Here is a 20932-nt window from a genome sequence, read left to right as displayed (position 1 = left end):
CGCCATGTTCGGGACCCATGGCCATCTGTTCGGCACGGACACCGTGATCAGTTGCCCGCACGGCGGGCGCGCGGTCGCCGCGTTCGCGGCGGCGTCGGACGCGGTGCGCATCGACGGGGTGCCCGTCGCGACGGCCGCCGGCGCCTGGACCGTGATCGGCTGCACCCGCACCGTGGACGGCGCGCCCGCGCCCTGCACCAGCGTCCGGTGGGACGCGGAGCGGGACGGGGTCGTGGTGGACGGGGTGCCGGTGCTGCTCGACGTCACGCACGCGCAGTGCTTCACCGCGCACCTGGTGCCGGCGGGCCGGCCCGTGGTGGCGCCGGCGCACAGGGAGGTGGCGGCGGGATGAGCGGCTACCCGAGGCGGCGCACCGACATCGCGTTCCCGTTCCGGGTGGACCGGCGGGGCCGCACGGCCGACGCGGACCGTGACGCGCACGTGCACGACCTGGTCGAGCAGGTGCTGTTCACCTCGCCGGGCGAGCGGGTGATGCGCCCGGACTTCGGCTGCGGCCTGCTCGACCTGGTCTTCACGCCGAACAGCCCGGAGCTGGCGTCGGCCCTGGAACTGTCCGTGCAGGCGGCCCTGCAGCGGTGGGTGGGCGACCTGATCGAGGTGGAGGGGCTCGACGTGGTCAGCGACGAGAACGCGGTGCGGGTGTTCCTGCGCTATGTGGTGCGGGCCACCGGGCACCGCCGCGACGAGATCTTCGAGGGGAGGGCCGGGGCGTGAGCGGCGGGCTCGGGCACGGCAGCGACACCAGAGGCAACAGGGGCAACGGGAACGGCGGCAACGGCGGTGACGGTGGCGGCGAGAGCGGCTGGCCGCCCGGCCGGCGGGCGAGGATCAGGGCGGAGCGGCTGAACGGCATCGACGCCGTCGAGGCGGACGACGACGGGCTGACGCTCACGGTGACGTTCCTCGGCAAGGCCCCGCACGGGCTCGGCCCCGAAAACGTCCGCATCGACGGCGGCCGCAGGATCACGGGCATCCAGGCGATCCACACCTCCGTCGAGCGCGAGGAGGACCCGGAGCTGGACGACCGGCTCGTGGTGACCGTGGACAGGGCGGGCGACACCTCCCGCTACCGGCTCTCCCTGGTCGAGGCCGACCCGTACGGGCGGCCCGGCAGCGAGCCGTACCCGGGCTTCGAGCAGCGCTACTTCGGCGCCGACTTCACCTTCCGTCCTGACCGCCCCTCACCGTTCGACTGCGGCGACGGCGACGGCGAACGGGACGGCGATGCGGCCGACTTCCCCACGGCGCCCGTGATCGACTACACGGCGCGCGACTACGACTCGATCCGCCGGCTGCTGCTGGACCGCCTCGCGCTGACCACCCCCGGCTGGGTCGAGCGCAACCCCGCGGACCTCGGCATGACGCTGGTGGAGCTGCTGGCGTACACCGGGGACCGGATCAGCTACCAGCAGGACGCGGTCGCCACGGAGGCGTACCTCGACACGGCGCGGCGCAGGGTCTCGGTGCGGCGGCACGTGCGGCTGATCGACTACGCCATGCACGACGGCTGCAACGCGCGCGCGTTCGTGACCGTCGAGACGGCCGGGGAGCACATGCTGCTGCCGGGCACGTTCCGGTTCGCGGCGGTGGACGTGCACTCCGGCGACCCGCAGGACCGGCCCGAGCCGGGCACCGTCATCGACGACGGCGACCTCGCGGTGCTCGACGAGCACGGCTCGGTGGAGGTCTTCGAGCCGGTGACGGCCGAACCGCTGGTGCTGCGCGAGGTGCACAACACCATCCGGCTGTGGACCTGGGGCGGCGAGGTGCGCTCCCTGCCGCGCGGCGCCACCGCCGCCACCCTCGTGGACGGCTGGGCCGACGAGGGCGGCGAACGGGACGGGAACGGGCACGGCGACGGGCGGCACGGTCCGGGGCGCGGCGAGGGCGGCCGCGGACACGGCGGCCACGAGCACGGCGGCCACGGTCACGAGCACGACCACGGCCAGGGGCACGGGCACGGGCACGGGCACGGGCACGGGCACGGGCATGATCAGGGGCACGACCACCACCACGGGCGCCGCCGGGCGCTGAGCCTGCGCGCCGGCGACGTGCTGATCCTGGAGGAGGTCAAGGGCCCCCGCTCCAGCACCCCCGGCGACGCCGACCCGGCGCACCGCCAGCCGGTGCGGCTGACGTCGGTCACCCCGGCCTACGACGCGGTCGAGGACCAGCCGGTCCTGGAGGTCACCTGGGCGCCCGAGGACGCGCTGCGCTTCCCGCTCTGCCTCGCCACGCTCGGCGGCCCCGACTGCGGGCCGGCCGCGGACGTGAGCGTGGCGCGCGGCAACGTCGTGCTGGTCGACCACGGGCGCTCCGTCGGCGGCCCGCCGGGCGCGGGCGTACCGGGCGCCTTCGGCCGCGGCGAGCTGCCGGCGACCGTCACGGTGCCGCCCGACCCGGCCGTCGTCGCCCCGTGCTGCCCGCCGGACTTCGGCTGCGGGGACCGCGAGGAGGGCAACGCGCCCGGCCGCCTCGTGGGCGCCCTCACCCGGAAGGCCGACAGCGGGCGGCTGCTGACCTCGGACGACGTGCGCGAGCTGTTCACGGTGGTCGGCGAGGCGGCGGCGCTGCGCGCGGGCATCGGCCTGGAGCTCGCGGGCCTGAGGCGCACGGGACCACCGTCCGGCGACGGCTCCGGAAGGGTCGTGCCCAGTACCGCGCACGAGCAGGCGGCGGCGCTCAGGACGCTGCTGGCGCAGAGCATCTACCCAGGCATCCCGCCCCGCTTCCGGCCCCGGCTCGACCGCTCCCCCATCGCCCAGGCCGTGCCGTTCCCGCTGTCCGAGCGGGTGGCGGCCGGGCAGGCCGACCGGCTCGCCGCGATCCCCGGGCGCCTGCGGCAGCGGCTGGTGGAGCTGTGGCGCAGCGCCCGCGACCGCGACGGGCTCGCGGACGGCGAGATCGGCGAACTGGCCGTCGTGTTCGGACTGGACGTGATCGAGCGGTTCGACCTGCGCCGGCACCCCGTGCGCGCGCTGCGGGACCTGCTGCACCGCAGCGACGAGCTGCTGGCCGGCAAGCAGCGCAGGCTGGAGGTGCTCACCGCCCGTGCCCGCGCGGGCACGGTGCTCGACGGGCACCTGGCCTGGGAGATCGAGCAGAGCTGGGGACCCGGCTACACCGTCGGGCTGCACCCGGACGAGCCGGAGCTGCGCGGCCCGGCGAGCGCGGCCCTCGCCCAGGACCCGCGCGCGGCGCTGCCCGCGGTCCGGCTGCACGAGCTGGACGGTGCCCCCGGCGGCGACGGCCGGGTGGGCGAGGACGACCACGTCACGGACGACGGCCACGCCGGCGCCGAGGACCATGCGGCCGGCGGCGAGCGGGGCACGGGCGCGGGCCACGGCGCCGTCTGGTCGCCCCGCCGCGACCTGCTCGAAAGCGGCCCCCGCGACCGCCACTTCGTCGGCGAGCTGGAGGACGACGAGCGGCTGGCGCTGCGGTTCGGCGACGGGTGGCACGGGGCGCGGCCCGCGCCCGGCGCGCGGCTCGCCCTGCACTACCGGCTGGGCGGCGGCCGGGCCGGCAACGTCGGCGCCGAGGCCATCAACCACCTCGTCCTGGTGCGTGAAGCGGAGGACGAGAACCGGCCAGCCCGGACGGACGAGGCACCGGTGGCGGGAGTGCGCAACCCGCTGCCCGCCCTCGGCGGCACCGAACCCGAACCGGTCGACCAGGTGCGCCAGCTCGCCCCGCTCGACCTGCGGCGCACCCGGCTGAGGGCGGTGACCGCCGAGGACTACGCGGCACTCGCCTCGGAACTGCCCGGCGTGCAGCGCGCCGCGGCCGAGCTGCGCTGGACCGGCAGCGGGCAGGAGGCGCACGTCGCCGTGGACTCCGAAGGGGACGCGGATCCCTCGCCGCGGATGCTGGCGGCGGTGGCGCAGGCCCTGGAGCCGTACCGGCTCATCGGCCACGACCTGGTGGTGGGCCCGGCCCGCCTGGTGCCTCTCGACATCGCGCTGACGGTGTGCGCGGCGCCCGGCCACCAGCACGGGCAGATCCTCGCCGAACTGTACCGGGTGCTGGGCAGCCGGCGGCTCGGCAAGGGGCGCCTCGGCTTCTTCCACCCGGACGCCCTCACGTTCGGCGAACCGGTGCGGCTGAGCCGTCTGGTGGCGGTCGCGGCCGCGGTGCCGGGCGTGGTCAGCGTCGAGGTGACGCGGCTGGGGCGGCTGTTCCGCGGCTCCGACAGCGGCGGCGGGCACAGCGGGCCTGGGGGTACCTCCCACGCCCTTGAGGCAGTGGGGGAGGACGACTCGGCGATCGGGGACGGCGTGCTGCGGCTCGGCCCGCTGGAGATCGCCACATGCGACAACGATCCGCAACGGCCCGAGGCGGGCCGTCTGGAGATCACTCTCGGGGGTGTGCGATGAGTGCCACGGACCTGTCCACGGGGCCCGGCCGGGGAGTCCCCCACTGCCTCAAGGGCGTGGGAGGTGCCCCCAGCGGCTGCGGTGGCGCATGCGGCGGCCACGACGAGCGCACCGCGCCCGCCCCGCCGCACAACCCGCCCGGCCGCGACGCGCTGGACTACCGGGTCGGCGAGTACGGCGGCTTCCTCGCCGCGCTGCGCGACCGGCTGGCCTCGTCGGCGTATCCGGCGCTGCGCGACCTGACCGTGCGCACCCCGGACGACCCGGCGCTCGGGCTGCTGGACGCGGCGGCGGTCCTCGGCGACCTGCTGACGTTCCACTCGGAGCGGATCGCGGACGAGGCGTACCTGCGCACCGCGGACGAGCAGCGCTCGCTGGTGCTGCTGGGCCGCCTCGTCGGGCACCGGCCGCGGCCCGGCGTCGCCGCGGGCACCCACCTCGCGTACACCCTCGAACGGGACCCGCGCGCCCCGGACATCGCCGTGACCGTGCCGCGCGGGGCGCGCAGCCACAGCGTGCCGGCGTCCTCGGGCGAGGACACGCAGACGTTCGAGACCAGCCAGGATCTGGTGGCGCGCTGGAGGTTCAACGAGCTTGCGGTGCGCCGTCGCCGGCCCGTCCCGCTCACGCCGCAGGACCTCGCGACGCGCCCCGAGCTGTACGTCGCGGGCACGGCCACGGGGCTGAGCACCGGCACCAAGCTGCTGTTCGTCTTCGGCGCCGGAGCCGGCGGGCAGCGGCTGCTGCTGCCCGTGGCCGGGCTCCGGGTGGACCGCGACGCGGCGGTCACGGCGGTGCGGCTGCCGCAGTCGGCGCCGCCCACGCTGAAGGAGCTGATCGAGGAGACCGGGCGGTGGATCGTGCTGCCCGAGGCGCCGGGCGAGCCCGGCGACGAACCCCCCACGCCCGAGGTGCCCAACCCGCGGCCGGTGAGCCGTCTCATCGAGGACTTCGACATCCAGGTCCTCGCGCCGCTCCGCACCGACCTGCCGAACCTGACCACTCCGCAGGCCTTCGCGGCCCGCCTCGCCGAGCCGCACGACCGGCTGGCCGAGGCCCAGGTGCTGGCCGAGCCCCATGCGGACGTGGCGGCCTGGTTCGAGGAACTGGAGGCGGTGCTCGGGGAGATGCGGGCCCGTGCGGTGCGCCTCGCCCCGTCGGTGCCGGAGCCCGCGGCGGGCAGCACCGGCCCCGGGCTGGCGGGGGGCTGGGCCGGACCGGGGCTCACGGCGGGATGGCCCGGTGCCGGGTTCACCGCGGGGTGGGCCGGACCGGGGCTCACCGCGGGCCGGCCCGGTGCCGGGGCGCGGGCGGCGGACGCGGCCGGCGACGGCGCGCACGGCCCCGGGTCCGCCGCGCTGACCGCCCTGGGCAACGTCCTGCCCGCGCTGCGCACCAGTGTCGCCCCGCTCCCCGCCACCGGCGGCGGGCGCCCGTTCCGGATGGGCTCGGGCCTGACCCCGCAACTGCTGTCCGCGCTGGACCCGCGGGTGGCGCCCGGCCTCTACCCGGCGTGGCGGCAGGCCACCGCGGCCGGCACCGACGAGACGCTGCGGGAGCTGCTGGCGATGCGGGTGACCGCCGCCGTGTTCGGCTCGACGGCACCGCTCAAGCCGGTGCAGGACGACAAGGGCCGGGTGGTGCGGCAGACCGACTGGCCGCTGACCGGCGGCACCCTGACGATGATGCGGATCGTCTTCGACACCGCGGGCAAGGTGCCGATCCGGGCGGAGTTCCAGTACACCGAGTCGGGCCAGTCGTTCCAGTACGTGCAGAACCTGCCGTTCGACGGGACGTTCCCGTTCGCCACCGGCAGCGTGGTGCTGAGCACCAGGACCGGCCAGGACAACGACCTGCACTGGCTGAGCCGCCGCCCCGCCGACTCGCAGGACGCCGGCATCACCGCCCAGCTCTTCGCGGGCCTGCCGGAGCGGACGCTGTTCGTGGGCCGGCCCGACGACGAGGGCAAGGTGCTCGCGGCCGTCAACAACGGCGAGGCGAAGGAGGGCCACCTGTCGCCCGGGGTCCCCGTGCAGTTCACGCACGGCGACTTCGAGGTGGGCATGGAGTACGGCCTGGCGGGCGGCCCGCCGTCGGTGGAGATCACCCTGGCGACCAAGCCCGCCCCCGCCAACCGGCGGCTGCTCCAGCTCGACTCCGTGCAGGACAGCATCACGGTCGGCAGTTGGGTGGCCATCCTGCGGCCACGCAAGGGGGCGGTCCCGGCGGACGGCGGCGCGGACGGGGGCGGCGGCTCGGCGGCGGGCGCGGGGGCGAGCACCGGCACCAGCGGCGCGGCGAGCACCGGCTCCGGTTCGGACCCCGACCCGGGTTCCGGCACGGACCCGGGATCGGGCACGGACCCGGGATCAGGCACCGGAAGCGGCACCGGAAGCGGCACGCCCGCCGATCCCGGGGCGCTCCCCGGCATCCCGGGCGACCCGAAGCTCGCCTTCGTCACCACCCAGGTCGTGGCGGCGCGCACCGCCGCGTACACCAACTACGGGATCACGGGCCGAGGCACCGAACTCGTCCTCGCCGACGACTGGCTGGACGACCACGACGTGCTGCTGTCGCACATCAGGGACACCGAGGTCCACGCCGGCGGGGAGCCGCTGCGGCCGGCGGACGAGCCGCTCGGCGAAGACGTGCACGGCAACGAGATCGAGCTCGCCGAACTGTACGACGGGCTCGCGCCGGGCCGCACCCTCGTGGTGTCCGGCGAGCGCAGCGACATCCCCGGCACCGCGGGCGTGCGGGCCACCGAGGTCGTGGTGCTGCACGACGCCGCGCAGCGCATCGACCCGCACCTGCCCGGCGACCACGTGCACACGGTGCTGACGCTCACCACCGAACTCGCCTACCGCTACCGCCGCGAGACGGTGAAGGTCCTCGGCAACGTCGTCGCGGCGACGCACGGCGAGAGCCGCGACGAGCCGATCGGCAGCGGCGACGCGGACCGGATCAACCAGACCTTCCGGCTCTGGCAGTCCCCGCTCACCTGGCTGCCGTCGGACACCCCGCTGGGCGCCACGCCCACGCTGGAGGTCCGGGTGGACGGGCTGCTCTGGCACCAGGTCGACTCGCTCGCCGGGCGCGGCCCCTACGAGCGGGTCTACATCACGGGCACCACCGGCGACGGCGGCACCACGGTGACCTTCGGCGACGGCGTGCACGGCGCGCGGCTGCCCACCGGGCAGGAGAACGTCCGGGCGCGCTACCGGTTCGGCACGGGGCGGGCGGCGAACGTCGGCGCGGACCGCGTCACCCAGGCCATCACCCGCCCGCTCGGCGTCACCGCGGTCACCAACCCCCGCCCGGCCGCGGGCGGCGCGGACGCCGACGGGCCCGCGCTGACCCGCCGCACCGTCCCGCTGGCGGTGGCCGCGCTGGACCGGCTGGTCTCCGAGCGGGACTACGAGGACTTCGCCCGCTCCCGGGCCGGCATCGGCCGGGCCCAGGCGCGTGAACTCTTCGACGGCCGGCGGCGCGTGCTGCACGTCACCGTGGCCGGCGCCGACGACGTCGTCATCTCCGAGGACTCGCAGGTGCTGGGCACCCTGCGGGCATCGCTCACCGAGTACGGCGACCCCCGGCTGCCGGTGCGGGTGGACGCCCGCGAACTGGTGCTGCTGCTCCTCGCGGCCCGCGTCAAGGTGGCCCCCGACCACGAGTGGGTGCGGGTGGAACCGCGGCTGCGCGCGGCGCTCCTGCGCAGGCTCGGCTTCGAGGGCCGCGAGCTGGGGCGCCCGGCGCACCTGTCGGAGGTGCTGGCGGCGGCCCAGTCGGTGCCGGGCGTCGACTACGTGGACGTGGACGCGTTCACCGGCGTGCCCGCGTCCGCCACCCCGCAGCAGCTCGCGGACCTGCTCGGCGCGCACGGGTCACAGGGACCGCGGACCCACGTGCCGGCCAGGACCGCCACCTACGACGAGCAGGCCTACCGGGTGACCGACCCGGCCGGCGAGACGCTCACCTCGGTCGCGGGCAGGGCCGGCATCACGCTCGCCGAACTGCTCCGCCTCAACCCCGACATCACCGACACCCGCCGTCTGGCGCGGGGCCGCTCGGTGTTCGTCTTCCGCGGCATCAGGCCCGCGCAGCTCGCGCTGCTCACGCCGAAGGTCGCGGACACGCTGATTCTGACGGAGGTCAATTGACTTCATCCCCGTCTGAAGGCGGGGGATTCCCACGGCTCGCACCGAGGGCTTCCTGTTTCGTCGCCGACTGCCCCGTCCGGGAGGACTCCCGTTGAGGTCCTACACCAGCTCCACAGGCGTTTCAGCTCTCTGCCGGCCCGGCAGCGAGCACGTTCCGTGCCGCGTTCACGTCGCGGTCATGCGTGGTGCCGCAGTCGCACGTCCAAGTGCGCACGCTCAGCGGCAGTCTCTCCCGCACGGTGCCGCAAGTCCCGCACAGCTTCGAGCTGGGAGACCAGCGGTCAACGAGCACGGGATCTCGCCCGTACCAACGGCACTTGTACTCCAGCATGAGGCGCAGTTGCGCCCACGACGCATCGCTGACAGCCCGCGCCGGGCTGTGGTTCTTCAGCATGGTGCGGACGGTGACGTCCTCGCTCACGACCACTTGGTTCTCGTGGATGATGCGCGAGGTCAGCTTGTGCATGAAGTCGCGTCGCCGATCCGCGACGCGGGCGTGGATGCGGGCGACTTTCCGGCGCGCCTTCTCCCGGTTCGCCGAGCCCTTCGTCTTACGGGAAAGCGCCCGTTGCGCCTTGGCCAACCTTCGACGGTCGCGGCGCTCGTGACGCGGATCGGTCACCTTCTCACCAATGGACAGCGTCACGAGGGACGTGACGCCCGCGTCGACACCGACAGCGTTCTTCGCGGCCACAGCCGGGGAAACCACGTCATCGCACAGGATCGACACGAACCACCGGCCCGCCGCATCGCGGGACACGCTCACCGTGGGCGGCTGCGCACCCGCGGGCAGCGGACGCGACCAGCGGATGTCGAGCGGCTGGCTCATCTTGGCGAGGAAGAGCTGACCGCCCCTCCAACGAAACGCCGACCTGGTGTAGGTCGCCGATGCCCGCGACTTCTTCTTCGACTTGAACCGCGGGTGCTTCGCGCGCCTGTCGAAGAACGCCGCGAACGCAGTCTGAAGATGACGCACTGCCTGCTGGAGTGGGACCGAGGACACCTCGGCAAGGAACGCCGTTGCTGGCTGCTTCTTCAACACGGTCAGTGCACGGTCGCTCTCTGCGTACCCGACCTTCTTGCTGTGCAGCGTGTACGCCTCAGTCCGCATGTGCAGCGCCCAGTTGTACAGGTACCGGACGCAGCCGAGCGTGCGGGACAGCTCGGCCGCCTGCTCGTCGGCAGGGTGGAAGCGGTACTTGAAAGCCCGCTTGACCTGCTGCGTCATGTTTACGAGGTACCACCGTGCTTCCGTAGGACCGGTGTTGCGTGCCGGCGAAATCCGTTCTCGGACACGCCCGGACACGCCGGGCTGCTCCGAGCGGAGTCCAAAATCCGATTCAGCCCGAAGGCAGGGCCTTCCTTCGGAGGTGTCAAGTGATGTCCAGGGAGCCGGACGGGCTCGCGGAGCTGCTTCCGCAGTGGTACCGGTTGCGCGACGGTGGCCCGGGAGCGGCCGCCGAGCCGCTGCGCGCCCTGCTCGCCGTCATCGCCGAGCAACTGGACCTGGTGCGCGACGGCGTGGCGCAGGGCTACGACGACCTGTTCGTGGAGACCGCGGCGCCATGGGTGCTGCCGTACCTGGGCGACCTGGTCGGCTACCGGCCGCTGCCCGGCTACGAGCGGATGCCGGCCGGCGGCCTGCGGGACGGGGGCCGCCCCGACGCCTCGCGGGAGCGCCTCGCGCAGGCGCTGGCGCCGCGCCGCGACGTGGCCGCCACCGTCGCCAACCGCCGCCGCAAGGGCTCCCTCGCCCTGCTGGAGGAGCTGTCCGCGCAGGTCGCGGGCTGGCCGGCCCGGGCGGTGGAGCTGTCCCGGCAGGTGGCGCACCGACAACCGGTGAAGCTGTACGGGACGGGCGCCGCCGCGACCGACGCGGTGCGGCGCTCCCGGGGCAGGACCGCGGACCTGCGGGACGGCTCGGCGCTCGACCTGGCCGGCGGCCCCTTCGGTACGGTGGCCCGTTCCGCGGACGTGCGGCGGGCCGGCTCGGCCCGCCGGCAGGGCGGCGCGACACCCGCGGGGGTGGCCCTGTTCGTCTGGCGGCTGAGGGCGTACCCGCTGACGTCGTCGCCCGCGTACTGCGTCGACCGGGCCCGCAACCTCTACACGTTCTCGATCCTCGGCAACGACAGCCCGCTGGTGACCAGGCCGGTGCCCGAGCCGTCGACCGTGCACGCGGCGACCGTCGACAACGTCCCGGCGTTCATCGGCCGCCGCCTGCTGCACGACCGGCTCGCCGACTACTACGGGCCGGGCAGGAGCTTCGTCATCCGGCGGGACGGCGAGGACCGGCCGGTGCCGCCGGCCGACATCGTGGTGGCCGACCTGTCTCGGTGGCGCTACCGGCCGCGGCGCGGGCAGGTGGCCGTCGACCCGGAGCTGGGCCGGATCGCCTTCGGCGCACGCTCGGCGCCGCGGCAGGGCGTGTGGGTGGACTACCACTACGCCTGCCCGGCCGACCTCGGCGGCGGCTCCTACGCACGGCAGCGGGGGGCGCGGCCGGAGGCGGTGGTGTACCGGGTCGGGCCGCACCAGCCGTACCAGCGGATCATGGACGCCTACCGGGACTGGCGGCACGACAGGCAGGCCCGCAGGGTGGGCCCCGACGGCATCATCGAGATCACGCACAGCGGCGCCCACCAGGAGCAGCTCGACTTCGACCTCGCCCCCGGCGACCGCCTGGAGGTACGCGCCGCCGAGGGCTGCCGGCCGGTCGTCCGGCTGCTCGACTGGTACAGCAACCGGCCCGACGCGCTCAACATCCGGGCGGTCGGCGGCGGCCACCGGGACGGACACGGGCATGGCCACGAGCGCAGAGGCAGGCACGGGCACGGCGGCGGGCACGGGCACGGCAGCGGCCCGCACGACCACGACCACGGCGGCGATGCGCCGCGGATCGTGCTGGACGGCCTCCTGGTCACCGGCCGCGGCCTCAATGTGACCGGCCCGGTGGGCGCCGTCGTGCTGCGGCACTGCACGCTCGTGCCCGGCTGGTCGCTGGAGCCCGACTGCACGCCGCACGCGCCGCAGGAGCCCAGCATCGTGCTGGACCGCACCACCGCCTGCCTGCAGATCGAGGACAGCATCCTCGGCACCATCCAGGTCATCGGCGACGAGGTGTCCACGGATCCGCTGGCGATCCACATCCGCGACAGCATCCTGGACGCCACCGGTCACGACCGCGAGGCACTCGCCGCGCCCGACCGCCTGCTCGCGCACGCCGTCCTGCACGCACACCGCACCACCGTCATCGGCGAGGTGCACACGCAGGCCGTGCGGATCGCCGAGGACTCCCTGTTCACGGGGCGTCTGCGGGTGGCGCGGCGGGGCGTGGGCCGGCTGCGGTTCTGCTACGTGCCGCCGGGTTCGCGCACCCCGCCCCGCTACCGGTGCCAGCCGGACGGCGCGGGGCCCGGGCGGGCCGGCGAGGTGCGCCCGGTGTTCACCTCCGAGCGCTACGGCACGCCGTCGTACGGCCGGCTCGCCGACCAGGGCGCCGCCGAACTGCGGCGCGGTGCCGAGGACGGGGCGGAGATGGGCGTCTTCCACGACCTGTACCTGCCGCAGCGGGAGGACAGCCTGCGGGCCAGGCTCGCCGAGTACACGCCGGCGGGTGCGGACGCGGGGATCTTCTACGTGACCTGACGCCGCCGTGCCGGTGCGGGAGCGGCGACCGGTGCGCCCGGCCTGCCCGGCCGCCGGAACCAGGCACCCGCCCGCCCCGAAGCGCCCGGCCCTCAGCCCCCGGCCCGCCACAGCCGACCCGCCACCGCCCCCCGCGCCCGCCTCGCGCCCGACCTCGCGCCCACCGCGCATCCACCGTCCGCCACTCCGCGACCACCGACCGACCACCGAACCTGGGGGACCCTCCGATGCACGCCGACCTCTCCCGTCTCACCTTCCGCCCCGAGCTGCACTACTCCGCCGTCCTCGCCCAGCAGGGTCGCGTCCAACTGGACGCCGACGCCAACGAACAGACCGCGATCGACCTGGGCAGGGCTCGGGCGCTGACCGCGGATCTGATCGGGCAGCACGGCGGGCCGCGCGGCGCCACCGGTTTCGCGATCACCTTCGTGGGCGGCCGGCGGGACATCGACGACCTGACGATCGGCGGCGGCCGGTACTACGTCGACGGCATCCAGCTCGACGCGGACCGACCCGCACCGGGCACAGCGGTCCCCGACGAGGACGCCCCCGGCGACGCCGGCACCGACGACGCCGACGGCGGGGCGGGCGGGGCCGCCGCGGCGGACGCCACCTGGACGTACTGGGACCAGCCCGACGCCCACCGCGATCCCGAGGTGCCCGGCGACCGGCTGCCGACGCAGTTCCCGTTCGTGGTGTACCTGAAGGTGTGGGAGCGCTCGGTGACGGCGGCGGAGGACCCGGCGCTGCGCGAGGTGGCGCTCGGCTCGGCGATGCCGGACACCGCGGCCCGCGTCAAGGTCGTCTGGCAGGTGCTGCCGCTGACGCTGTCCGAGATCGGCCTGTTGGGCACGGAACCGTCCCCGGACGAGGTGCGCGGGGCCTTCCGGGCGTGGGCCGACCGGCAGGAGGCACCCGGCGGCCGGGCCGCGCTGCGCGGCGAGCGGCCCGAGCGCGCCGACGAGGACCCGTGCCTGGTCGGCCCCGACGCCCGGTACCGGGGCCCGGAGAACCAGTTGTACCGGGTGGAGGTCCACGACGGCGGCACCGCCAAGGACGCCACCTTCAAGTGGTCCCGCGAGAACGGCTCCGTGCTCTTCCCGGTCGACGGGCTCGACGGCACCTGGGTGGAACTGGCGAGCCTCGGCGGCGACGACAAGCTGGACCTGAACGTGGGCGACCGCGTCGAGTTCGTCGACAGCGCCTACGCGAGCCGCCTGGAGCCGCTGCCGCTGCTGCGGGTGGAGGAGATCGACCTGCCGGGCCGGCGGGTGCGGCTGTCGGGAGAGCCAGGCACGCAGCGAGGCGGCGTCGGGCGCCGCCCGGAACTCCACCCGTACCTGCGCCGCTGGGACCACCGGGACGGGCACCGGCGCCCTTCGAGCGGGGCGGGCCGCGGGACCGCGGCGGCCGCGCGGCCGCGCAGCGGCGCGGTCCCGATCGAGGAGGGCCGCTGGCTGCCGCTGGAGGACGGCGTCGAGGTGTACTTCGCCAAGGGCGGCACCTACCGCACCGGTGACTTCTGGGTCGCCGCCGCCCGAACCGCCACCGGCAGCGTCGAGTGGCCGCTGGACGCGGCGCGCCGCCCGCTGCTCCAGGCCCCCGCGGGCATCGCGCTGCACCACGCGCCGCTCGCGCTGATCCGCGGCGAGGGCGGCTCGGTGGACCTGCGGCTGGCGTTCGGACCGCTGGCCGGCGCCATCCCGGCCGCCAGTGAGGCCGAGCTGGCCGCGGAACGGCAGGCGAGGGACGAGGAGGCCGCGGCCGAGTCGGGCGCCCCCAACCCGCGCTCCCAGACCTCCACCGCCGCGGAGGCGGAAGCGGAGGAGGAGACGGGGGAGTGGACGGGAGAGTGGACGGGGGAGGGAGCAGGGAAGGTAGCAGGGAAGGCAGCGGACGAGGTGGCGGACGACGGTGCGTCCGCATCGGGGTCCGCGTCCACGTCCCCCTCCGCGTCGACGGGCGGAGCCCCGGGCGCGGGCCGGCGGGCACCGGGCCGAGGAGGGCGGCGCCATGGCTGACCCGCTGACCGCGGCGCAGGTGCTGAGCGCCCTGCGGGACGAGGGCCTGACGGTTCACGAGGTACGCGAGTGGCGCACGCACAACCGGAACACCAAGGGCCCGTGGGGCCCGTTGAACGGCGTGATGATCCACCACACCGTCACCGAGGGCGTCAGTGCTTCGGTCGACCTGTGCTACGACGGCCGCAGCGATCTGCCCGGGCCGCTCTGCCACGGGGTGATCGACAAGGCGGGCGAGGTGCACCTGGTCGGCTGGGGCCGCGCCAACCACGCCGGTCTCGGCGACGCCGACGTGCTGCGTGCGGTGGTCGCCGAGACCGCGCTCCCCGAGGACGACCAGGCCAACGCCGACGGCAACAGCCGTTTCTACGGCTTCGAGTGCATCAACCTGGGCGACGGCGAGGACCCCTGGCCCGAGGCGCAACTGGACGCCGTCGCCCGGGCCGCGGCGGCGGTCTGCCGCGCGCACGGCTGGAGCGAGCGCTCGGTCATCGGCCACAAGGAGTGGCAGCCCGGCAAGATCGATCCGCGCGGCTTCACGATGGAGGGCATGCGGGCGCGCATCGCCGCACGGCTGAGCGGAGGGCCCGGGGACGGCACCGGCGGCGGTTCGGGACCGGGGCCGGGGCCCGGCTCCGGCTCCGGCTCCGGCTCCGGCTCCGGTGAGGGGAGCGGGGACGGGGACGGGAGCGGGGACGGGGGCGGAGACGGCAGTGGCAGCGGGGACGGGAGTGGCAGCGGCACCGGCACCGGTGTGGAAGCCGGTGGCGGTGGCACGGCCGGGGGCGGGGGCCGCCCGGTGCCCGGCAGGCCGCCCGCCGAGCCGCCCCGGCCGCCGAAGCCCGCGTACGAGCCCTTTCCGGGAGCCGCGTTCTTCCACTCTGGCCGGAGCCATCCCATGATCACCGTCATGGGGCACCGCCTCAATGCGGAGGGCTGCGGCCGCTACACCCGCGGCCCCTCCCCCGACTGGACCGAGGCCGACCGCCTCTCCTACGCCGCCTGGCAGAAGAAGTTGGGCTTCAGGGGCAGGGACGCGGACGGCATTCCGGGCAAGGTTAGCTGGGACCTGCTGAAGGTGCCCCGGACCCGGCGGTGAGGGGACTGCGCGGGACGCAGACCGGTGCGCGGCCCGGACGGCGGCGCCGGGCACGACGGAGGCGGCCCAACCCTCCACCCTCGCGGGACCGTGCCGTGCACGAGACCCGCGATGTCGTCCAAGGACCGCGTTATCGCTGGGTGCTCATGTCCGGTATGGGGAGCGGTCGCTTCTCCAGGGCCGCCGCCATCACCTCCGGGAAGAGGTCGGGCGTACAGGCGAAGGCCGGTGCGTCCAGGGCCGCGAGCGCCGCCGCGTGCTCGCGGTCGTAAGCCGGCGCCCCTTCGTCGGAGAGCGCGAGCAGCGTCACGAACTGCACCCCGGACGCCTTCATCGCCGCCACCCGCTTCAGCATCTCGTTGCGTATCCCCCCTTCGTAGAGGTCGGAGATGAGGACGACGACGCTCTCCGCGGGGCGGGTGATCTGCGACTGGCAGTAGGCCAGGGCCCTGTTGATGTCCGTACCGCCGCCGAGCTGGGTGCCGAAGAGGACGTCGACCGGATCGTCCAACTGGTCCGTGAGGTCGACGACAGCGGTGTCGAAGACGACGAGCCTGGTCGCGATGGAGCGCATCGACGCGAGCACCGCGCCGAACACCGACGCGTACACGACGGAGGCAGCCATCGATCCTGACTGGTCGATGCAGAGGACGACCTCCTTCTTCACGGCCTGGGACGCCCGGCCGTAGCCGATCAGCCGCTCGGGGACGATGGTGCGGTACTCGGGCAGGTAGTGCTTGAGGTTGGCCGCGATGGTGCGGTTCCAGTCGATGTCGTGGTGGCGCGGTCTGCTGGTGCGCGCGCTGCGGTCGAGCGCGCCGGTGAGCGTGGCCCGGGTACGCGTCGCGAGTCGCTTCTCCAGGTCGTCGACGACCTTGCGGACCACGGCGCGCGCCGTCTCCTTGGTGGTCTCCGGCATCGCCTTGTTCAACGAGAGCAGGGTCCCGACGAGGTGCACGTCGGCCTCCACGGCCTGGAGCATCTCCGGCTCCAGCAGCAGCGTGGAGAGGCCGAGCCGGTCGATGGCGTCCCGCTGCATCACCTGGACCACGGAGGACGGGAAGTACGTCCGGATGTCGCCCAGCCAGCGCGCGACGGACGGCGCGGACGCCCCGAGTCCCGCCGAACGGTCCCTGCCGCGCCCCGGCTTGTCCCCTTTTCCGTAGAGCGCCGCGAGCGCGCCGTCCATGGCGGCGTCCCGTCCGGAGAGGGTGTGCCCCGTACCGTCGGCCGTGTCGCCGCCGAGCACCAGCCGCCAGCGCCGCAACCGCTCGTCAGCGCGCTCCCCCGCCGGCTCCTCCGCCTGCTCCTCACTGCGCTCCCCCGCCGGCTCCTCCGTGCGCTCTCCCGTCCGGTCGCCTATGGGCTCTCCCGCGTTCTCTCCTGTGCGTGCTGCCGCGCTCCCGGCCCGCGGGACGCCGTCCGGGACAGCGGTGGGACCATCCGGTGCGGCGGGTGCCGCCCGCTTCGTCGCCCTCGTCATCGCGCCGCCTCCGCTGTGTCGTCGGACATCGTCTCTCCTGGGTCCACCGCTGTCCCCACCGCCTGCTCGCAGGGGGCCGCGGCTCCGCTCGCGTCCCCGGCGAAGCCGAGCAGCAGGGACAGCACGGGGAGCACGGCGTCGGCGCGCGCCGGGTCCAGTTCGGGGCCGAAGCCGGGCAGCGCGGCCCCTGTGGCGGTGGGTGCGGCCGCGCCGCCCGCCGGGCCGCGGCGCACCAGTTCGCCCAGGGTGCGGCGTACGCCCGCCTCGTAGGCCGAGAAGGTGCGGCGCAGCAGCGGCAGGACGTCCGTGAAGGCGCTGTCGGGCACGGTGGTGAGCCAGCCGTCGACGAGCCCGAGCAGCCGCTCGTCGTGCACGAGGAGCAGGCCCGACCCGGACCCTCCGCCGACGAACCCGTCGATCCAACCGGCCGCGTCGACGGGTTCGGTGCCCGGTGACAGGGCGAGGCTCATCCGCCGTGCCGCCTCGTCCTGCGTAGAGGCCCCCTCGTCGAGCAGCAGCCGGGCGGTGCGGCCGCGCAGCACCCCGGGGACGGACTCCCGCCCGGCGAGACCGCGCAGCACGCTGTGCCAGCGCCCGCGCATCCCCTCGGCGCCGGACCGCCCACGGACGCCCTCGGTCCCGGCCTCCGGCCCTGTTGGCTCCCCGGTGCCCGCGAGCAGTCCCACCGCGCCGTGCACCGCGTCGACATGGCGGCGCATCTCGGCCGCGGCATCCGCGTCGAGGGAGGCGCAGGCGGGCGGCAGGGCGACGAAGATGCGCTCGGCCAGGCCCGCGGCGACCTCGCCGAGGGCACGGGTGTCGGTGCCGCGGACGTCCCCGTAGCGCAGTGAGCGGACCAGGGCCGGCAGCGCCTGGGCGAGGTGGCCGACGTCCGTGTCCAGCGCGGCGCGGTCGGCCAGGCTCCGCATCACGTCAGGCAGGGCGTCGGGGAGTTCGGCGAGCAGGCAGTGTTCGGCGAGGGCGGTGACCTCGGCCAGCGTCCGGGCGTCGGCGGCCTCGGCGCATGCCCTGGCGGTCGCCGCGGCGGCGACCGTGGTGCCCCAGACGCCGGCCTCGGCGACCCGCACCGCGAGCTCGGGCTCCCAGCGCAGCCGCCAGGTCTCCCGGAAGGTGCCGGTACTGCCGCGCGCGGAGAGCGCGGGCTCGCCCCAGGCGACACCGAGCAGCCGCAGGCGGTGCAGGAGCCTGCTGCGCCCGGCGTCGGTCTCCCGCCGCAGGTCGAGGTCGAGCTCGCGCTCCAGCGCCTCCGGCTTCAGCCGCAGCGCCTTCTGCCGCCTGGCGAGGTCGCGTTGCAACGGGACTGCGGGCGCCGACTCGGGCACCTCGCCCAGGGCGTCGCCGACCACCAGGCGGTCCCGGACCAGGGCGAGCGGCACCTCGGAGCCCTCGCACATCACGGACTTCACGGCGTCGGTGGTCTCCGACAGACCGGGCAGCGGCCGGCCGCGCAGCACCGCCAGCGCGCCGGCCAACCGCACCGCCTCGATGACGTGCGCGGAGGACACGATCCGGTCCTCCTCCCTCAGCAGCCCGGCGACCTTGGTCATCCAGCGCTCCACGGGGCGGTCCGGGGATCGGAACAAGTGGCCGTACCAGCCGGGCGAGTCGATGCCCGCGCCGTATCCGCTGTCCTTGGAGAGCCTGCGGTGCGTCCACGGCACCCAGGTCATCTCGGCCTTGACCTTGGGGAGCCCCTTGAGCAGCGCACGGTCGGCGCCGACGGTGCTGCGCTGCCGCAACGCCGGTACGTGCCAGGCGCCGCACACCACGGCCACCGCGCCGCCGGCCTCCTTCACGGCGCTGCGCACCTGGAGGCGCATATGGGCCTCGCGCACCAGGTCGCGCCGGGACCCCGGTCCGTACGCCTCCCGGAGCGCCGCCATCGCGTCGGCCAGTGCCTCGAAAGGGGCGAAGACGTCTTCAGCGGCGCCCCGGTGCTCGACCGCGTCCTCCCACCAGCGCTCCGGGTCGTCGTACCCGGCGGCCTCCGCCAGCGCGGCGAGCGGATCTATCCGCACCGCCCGGCGCGCGTCCCCGGCCGGCCCGGCGGCCTCCCCGGCACCGGCCGGGCCCGGTGCGCCCGAGCCCCCTGCCGGATCCGCCGGGGTCGGGCCATCGGCGGTGCCCACCCCGCCCGAGGCGCCGGCGGCATCGGCGGCGCCAGTGCCATCGGTCGGCCCGTCACCGCCCGCCCGCGGGCCCTGCCCCCCGTCGAACCCGGCGTTCTCGTCCTCCCGAGCCGAGCACCCGGCGGGCGTCCGGGGCAGCCCCGCCGCCGGGTCGGGCGTCCCGATGCCCGCCCGGTCCGAGGCACCGGAGGCACCGGAGGCACCGGAGGCACCGGAAGGATCCTCGGTGTGCCCCGCCGGTGTGGCACGGCCGCCGTCGAACCCCGCGTGCTCGTCCCCCTTCACCGGGCCGGCGGCGGGCTCCACCGGCCGGTGGGCACCGGGGTCCGTGCCCTCGGGCCCGCTGCCGTCCTCCGGGTCGGGCCAGGCCAGCGAATGTGCGGCGGGCAGGTCGACGAAGCGGGCCGGGACGCCATGGGCCAGCGCCCACCGGAGCGCCACCCACTCGGGCGAGAACTCGGCGAGCGGCCAGAAGGCGGAGCGGCCCGGCTCGTCCACCACATGGGCGAGCAGTGCCACCGGCGGGCGCATCCCTGGGTCGGCGGCCAGCGGTACCAGGGCGTCCGCCTCCGGCGGACCCTCGATGAGCACCACCCGCGGCGCCGCCGCGTCCAGCGCGGCACGCACCGCGCGTGCCGAGCCCGGCCCGTGGTGGCGCACCCCCAGCAGCAGCGGCCCGCCGCGCTCCCGGCCCGCCCCCGCAGCAGGTGCCACGCCGGACGCGGCGGCGCCGGAGACGACTCCCCTCATGCGCTCACCTCCCGGCAGGCGCGGTAGAAGTCCTTCCAGCCGTCCCGCTCGCGGACCACGGCTTCCAGATACTCCTGCCAGACGACCCGGTCGGCGGCCGGATCGCGGACCACGGCGCCGAGGATGCCGGCGGCGACGTCACCGGCGCGCAGCACGCCGTCCCCGAAGTGCGCCGCGAGGGCGAGACCGTGGGTGACGACGGAGATCGCCTCGGCCGTGGAGAGTGTCCCGCTCGGGGACTTGACCTTCGTACGCCCGTCGGAGGTGATGCCCTCGCGCAGCTCGCGGAAGACGGTCACCACCCTGCGGATCTCGTCCATGCCCTCCGGTGCGGCGGGCAGGTCGAGCGAGCGCCCGATCTGGTCGACGCGCCGGGACACGATCTCCACCTCCGCGTCGGCGCTCTCCGGCAGGGGCAGGACCACCGTGTTGAAACGGCGGCGCAGCGCGCTGGAGAGGTCGTTGACACCGCGGTCGCGGTCATTGGCGGTGGCGATCACACTGAACCCGCGGACGGCCTGCACCTCCTGGCCCAGCTCGGGTATCGGCAGGGTCTTCTCCGAGAGGATGGTGATCAGAGTGTCCTGTACGTCCGCGGGGATGCGGGTCAGCTCCTCGATGCGGGCCGTCATGCCGGCCGCCATGGCGCGCATCACGGGGCTGGGGACGAGGGCGTCGCGGCTGGGGCCGTGCGCGAGCAACTGGGCGTAGTTCCAGCCGTAGCGGATCGCCTCTTCCGGGGTGCCCGCGGTGCCCTGCACCAGAAGGGTGGAATCGCCGCTGACCGCGGCCGCGAGGTGCTCCGAGACCCAGGTCTTGGCCGTGCCGGGCACGCCCAGGAGCAGCAGGGCGCGGTCGGTGGCGAGCGTGGTGACGGCGACCTCGACGATGCGGCGCGGGCCGACGTACTTGGGTGTGATCACGGTGCCGTCGGGGAGCGTGCCGCCCATCAGGTAGGTGGCGACCGCCCACGGCGAGAGCCGCCAGCGGGGCGGCCTCGGCCGGTCGTCCTGCGCGGCGAGGGCCGCGAGCTCGGCGGCGAAGGCGTCCTCGGCGTGCGGCCGCAGTGCCTCGGCGCTCCCGGCGGGTGCGGACGCGGGACCTGGTGCGGGCGCGGACACGGAGGCGGAACCGGAACCCTGCTCGGCCGGATTCCCCACCGGCCGTTCGGTCGGCTGCGCGGGCGTCGGTTCTGCGGACACGGACATGGCTCTCCCCCTCATG

10 protein-coding genes and 1 pseudogene are annotated in these 20932 nt (G+C 75.4%); 7 read left to right on the top strand and 4 right to left on the bottom strand.

Going from position 1 to position 20932, the window contains the following annotated elements:
* Positions 1-4 precede the first annotated feature (4 nt).
* From IE313_RS14770 to IE313_RS35180, 4 genes are read left to right on the top strand one after another with little or no spacing between them, the layout of a single operon-like run.
* Positions 5-352 (top strand): hypothetical protein, encoded by a 348-nt coding sequence (locus IE313_RS14770; protein ID WP_189932101.1) that lies wholly within the window; start codon positions 5-7, stop codon positions 350-352.
* On the top strand, positions 349-735 hold the full coding sequence (locus tag IE313_RS14765; RefSeq protein ID WP_189932099.1) for a GPW/gp25 family protein: 387 nt from the start codon (positions 349-351) through the stop codon (positions 733-735). The genes IE313_RS14770 and IE313_RS14765 overlap by 4 nt, the downstream gene beginning before the upstream one ends.
* Complete coding sequence (locus IE313_RS35185) at positions 732-4397, top strand: baseplate J/gp47 family protein (RefSeq protein WP_506005229.1); 3666 nt, start codon at positions 732-734, stop codon at positions 4395-4397. The genes IE313_RS14765 and IE313_RS35185 overlap by 4 nt, the downstream gene beginning before the upstream one ends.
* A complete protein-coding gene (locus IE313_RS35180) occupies positions 4394-8557 on the top strand; it encodes a putative baseplate assembly protein (protein WP_229924637.1) in 4164 nt (1387 codons plus the stop codon). Before IE313_RS35185 ends, IE313_RS35180 begins: the two co-directional genes overlap by 4 nt.
* Here IE313_RS35180 and IE313_RS14740 read toward each other — a convergent pair.
* A pseudogene (locus IE313_RS14740) lies at positions 8550-9785 on the bottom strand (RNA-guided endonuclease InsQ/TnpB family protein). The gene IE313_RS35180 and the pseudogene IE313_RS14740 sit on opposite strands and share 8 nt — an antisense overlap.
* Positions 9786-9937: 152 nt before the next feature.
* Between IE313_RS14740 and IE313_RS14735 the strand changes: the two are divergent.
* The 3 genes from IE313_RS14735 to IE313_RS14725 all read left to right on the top strand — a co-directional run bounded on the left by IE313_RS14735 (position 9938) and on the right by IE313_RS14725 (position 15325).
* Positions 9938-12205, top strand: a complete 2268-nt coding sequence (locus IE313_RS14735) for a hypothetical protein (RefSeq protein ID WP_189932097.1) — start codon at positions 9938-9940, stop codon at positions 12203-12205.
* A 227-nt stretch (positions 12206-12432) separates the two neighbouring features.
* Positions 12433-14226 carry a DUF6519 domain-containing protein gene (locus IE313_RS14730; RefSeq protein WP_229924636.1) on the top strand — a complete coding sequence of 598 codons (1794 nt, stop codon included), beginning with the start codon at positions 12433-12435 and terminating at the stop codon, positions 14224-14226.
* Complete coding sequence (locus IE313_RS14725) at positions 14219-15325, top strand: peptidoglycan-binding protein (protein WP_229924635.1); 1107 nt, start codon at positions 14219-14221, stop codon at positions 15323-15325. Before IE313_RS14730 ends, IE313_RS14725 begins: the two co-directional genes overlap by 8 nt.
* Positions 15326-15455: 130 nt before the next feature.
* Here IE313_RS14725 and IE313_RS14720 read toward each other — a convergent pair whose 3' ends face one another.
* The 3 genes from IE313_RS14720 to IE313_RS14710 are packed head-to-tail and all read right to left on the bottom strand — an operon-like array spanning position 15456 to position 20916.
* A complete protein-coding gene (locus IE313_RS14720) occupies positions 15456-16808 on the bottom strand; it encodes a VWA domain-containing protein (RefSeq protein WP_229924634.1) in 1353 nt (450 codons plus the stop codon).
* Positions 16805-19708 (bottom strand): DUF5682 family protein, encoded by a 2904-nt coding sequence (locus IE313_RS14715; protein ID WP_229924633.1) that lies wholly within the window; start codon positions 19706-19708, stop codon positions 16805-16807. The genes IE313_RS14720 and IE313_RS14715 overlap by 4 nt, the downstream gene beginning before the upstream one ends.
* Positions 19705-20916: an ATP-binding protein gene (locus IE313_RS14710; protein ID WP_189932095.1), complete on the bottom strand. Its 1212-nt coding sequence runs from the start codon at positions 20914-20916 to the stop codon at positions 19705-19707. Before IE313_RS14710 ends, IE313_RS14715 begins: the two co-directional genes overlap by 4 nt.
* Positions 20917-20932: the final 16 nt, after the last annotated feature.

The organism is Streptomyces sulfonofaciens (genome assembly GCF_014656295.1).
In the GTDB taxonomy this organism is placed as follows: Bacteria; Actinomycetota; Actinomycetes; order Streptomycetales; family Streptomycetaceae; genus Streptomyces; species Streptomyces sulfonofaciens.
Note: the sequence above shows the minus strand (reverse complement) of the source record. Positions and strands in the feature narration are given on the sequence as shown.